The organism is Rhizobacter sp. P1_G5 (assembly GCF_056405435.1).
The window spans coordinates 1-3,031 of record NZ_JBFUCB010000690.1; the positions used below are offsets into that span (position 1 = coordinate 1).

General features: G+C 68.7%; 4 protein-coding genes. All 4 read right to left on the reverse strand.

The genetic code is table 11. From position 1 onward, the window contains the following. The coding region (locus tag AC1D12_RS29545; protein WP_477844748.1) for a TRAP transporter small permease at nucleotides 1–310 on the reverse strand (310 nt) is incomplete at its 3' end. Nucleotides 311–380: 70 nt separating this feature from the next. Continuing rightward, nucleotides 381–1,349, reverse strand: a complete 969-nt coding sequence (locus AC1D12_RS29550; RefSeq protein ID WP_047499701.1) for a TRAP transporter substrate-binding protein — start codon at nucleotides 1,347–1,349, stop codon at nucleotides 381–383. Nucleotides 1,350–1,398: 49 nt separating this feature from the next. Further along, the gene (locus tag AC1D12_RS29555) at nucleotides 1,399–2,283 is read right to left on the reverse strand and encodes an SMP-30/gluconolactonase/LRE family protein (RefSeq protein WP_477844750.1); all 885 of its coding nucleotides are present in this window, start codon (nucleotides 2,281–2,283) and stop codon (nucleotides 1,399–1,401) included. After that, nucleotides 2,280–3,031 (reverse strand): NAD-dependent epimerase/dehydratase family protein (locus AC1D12_RS29560; RefSeq protein WP_477844752.1); only part of this gene is annotated, 752 nt, incomplete at its 5' end. The genes AC1D12_RS29560 and AC1D12_RS29555, both read right to left, overlap by 4 nt.

Consider the following 3,031-nt stretch of genomic DNA (forward strand, 5'->3'; position numbering starts at 1 on the left):
CCATCAGGCCGCCGAACAGCATCGTCAGCAGGTGGATCAGGATCTCGGTCGGCAGCTTCGCCTTCTCGGGCAGCAGGAAGCCGAGCAGCTCCATGCCGATGTGGCCGGCGTCGCGCACGCCGACGGCACAGCCGAGCATGGTCACGTAGAGCACCAGCACCAGGGCCAGGCTCTCGGCCCAGGTGGGCGTGCTGTTGAGCACGTAGCGGCCGAACACCTGGTACAGCACCGCCGCGAGCAGCAGCACCAGGCCCGCCACGCCGAGCCGCAGGCAGGCCTTGGCGATGGCCGCGCAGAATTTCGTGTACATCGGGGTTCCTTCACCGCGGCGGCAGGTGCCGCCGCGGGGGATCAGTGAGTGAGTCGGCAGGGCGCCGAAATTACTTCGTGTCCTGGATGCGCTTGACCAGGTCGCGCAGCTTCGGGTCGGCCAGGAACTTGTCGTACACCGGCTTCATCGCGGCCTGGAACGAGGCCTTGTCGACCTCGATGATCTGCGCGCCGGCGGCCTTCACGGTGGCCAGCGACTTCTCCTCGCGCTCGTCCCACAGCTTGCGCATGAACGGCACTGATTCCTTCGCGGCCTGGCGGATCGCCTTCTGGTCCTCCGGGCTCAGGCCGTCGAACACGCGCTTGGAGAACAGCAGCACCTCGGGCGCCATCGAGTGCTCGGTCTTCGAGTAGTACTTGGCGACCTCGAACTGGCGCGAGCTCTCGTACGACGGGTAGTTGTTCTCGGCGCCGTCGACCAGGCCGGTCTTCAGTGCGGTGTAGACCTCGCCGAACGGCATCGGCGTCGCGTTCGCGCCCATCGCCTCGAGCAGCGCGACCCACAGGTCGGACTGCTGCACGCGGATCTTCAGGCCCTTCGCGTCGGCCAGCGTCTTGATCGGCTTCTTCACCGTGTACATCGAGCGCGCGCCGCTGTCGTAGTAGGCCAGGCCGATGAAGCCCTGCGCCTCGCAGCTCTTCAGGATCTCCTCGCCGATCGGGCCGTCCAGCACCGCGCGCATGTGTTCCTTCGAGCGGAACAGGAACGGCATCGTCGGCACCACGGTGGCCGGGCAGATGTTGTTCATCGGCGCGATGTTCACGCGCGTCATCGGAATCGCGCCGATCTTGGTCTGCTCGATGGTGTCCTTCTCGGCACCGAGCGAGCCGTTGTTGAACACCTTGATGCTGTGCTTGCCGTTGGTCAGCTTCGACAGCGTCTGGCCCATCTGCTTGACGGCCAGCACGGTCGGGTAGTCGTCGGGGTGGATGTCGGTCGAGCGGAACTCGGTGGCCTGCGCCGTGCCGAGGGTGGCCAGCGCGATCGCGGCGGCCAGGGTGCGGATTCTGTTTGTCATGGTCTTGTCTCCGGGGTGGATGGGGGCTGGCGAAACGTCAGAACGAAAGTCAGAAAGCGAAGGCAGCCTCGGGCAGCCCGGCCACGCCGGGTTCGGTGACGAACACCGAGCCGTCGGGCGCATCGTCGGCCGCCGTCGGCAGCCGGATCGAGGTGATGAACAGGTGGCGCAGCTGCGGACCGCCGAAGGCGCACATCGACGGCTTGGGCACCGGCACCGGCAGCGACCGGTCGAGCCGGCCGTCGGGCGTGAAGCGGTGCACCAGGCCGGCGTCGTTGGCGCAGATCCAGTAGCCGCCGTCGGCATCGACCGCGGCACCGTCGGGCCGGCCCGGGTGGCGGTTCATGTCGACGAACTCGCGGCGGTCGGTGGGCGTGCCGTCAGTGTCCAGGTCGAAGGCCCAGATGCGGCGCACGCTCGGGTGCGAGTCCGACAGGTACATCACCTCGCCGCGCGGGCTGAACGCGAGGCCGTTGCCGGTGATGAGCCCCGAGACCAGCGGCGCCGAGAGACCGTTCGCATCGAGCCGGAACAGCGCGCCCAACGGCGATGYGAGCGACATGTCGCGCACCATCGTGCTGGACCAGAAGCGGCCCTGGCGGTCGCAGCGGCCGTCGTTGAAGCGCATGCCGTCGCGCGGGTGGGTGATGCTGCGCAGGCGCGTCGAGGTCAGGCCCGCGGCCGACAGGCGCAGGTGGAACACGCCGCTCTCCATCGCCGCCACCAGCCCGCCCTGCGCATGCAGCGCGAGGCAGGCCACGCGCTCGGCGCAGGCCCAGCTCTCGACGCGGCGCGTGGCCCAGTCGAAGCGGCGCACTTGGCGGCCCTCGATGTCGACCCAGTACAGCGCCTGCTCGGCCACCGACCACAGCGGGCTTTCGCCCACCTGGTCGCGCGATGCGTCGAGCTTGTCCATCGGCAGCGCGACGCTCATTCGAACGGGCCGGTGCGCACGAAGGCGCCGCCCTGGTACAGCACGGCCGGATCGTTGTAGTCGAGCGGGGCCTGGCGGGCTTCGACCGCGGCGCGGAACGGCTCGGAGCTGTCCTGCGGCACGTAGCCGAGGTGCTTCGCCTTGGTGTTGTCCCACCACTGCGTGCGGTTGTCCGACATGCCGTAGACCACGCTATAGCCGACCAGCGGCGCCGTCAGGCACGACACCACCAGCCGCTCCAGGTCGTCGAAGCTCATCCAGGTGGCGAGCATCCGGCGGTCCTTCGGCTCGGCGAACGACGAGCCGATGCGCAGGCAGGCGGTCTCGATGCCGTAGCGGTCGAAGTAGAAGCGCGCGAGGTTCTCGCCGAAGGCCTTGCTGACACCGTACAGGCCGTCCGGGCGCGGCAGCGCATTCGTGTCGAGCACCTCGTCCTGGCGGTAGAAGCCGGTCACGTGGTTCGAGCTCGCGAACAGCACGCGCTTCACGCCGTGCTTGCGCGCCGCTTCATACAGGTTGTAGGTGCCGACGATGTTGGCCTGCAGGATCGGATCGAACGCCGCCTCGACCGAGACGCCGCCCAGGTGCACGACGGCATCGACGCCCGCCAGCAGCCCGTGCACCGCGGCGGCATCCTGCAGCGGCACCTGGCTGACTTCTTCGCCGGCGGCCGCCGCGCCCAGGTCGGCGAGATCAGACAGGCGCAGCACGTCGCAATAGGCCTTCAGGCGCGGCCGCAGTACGCGAC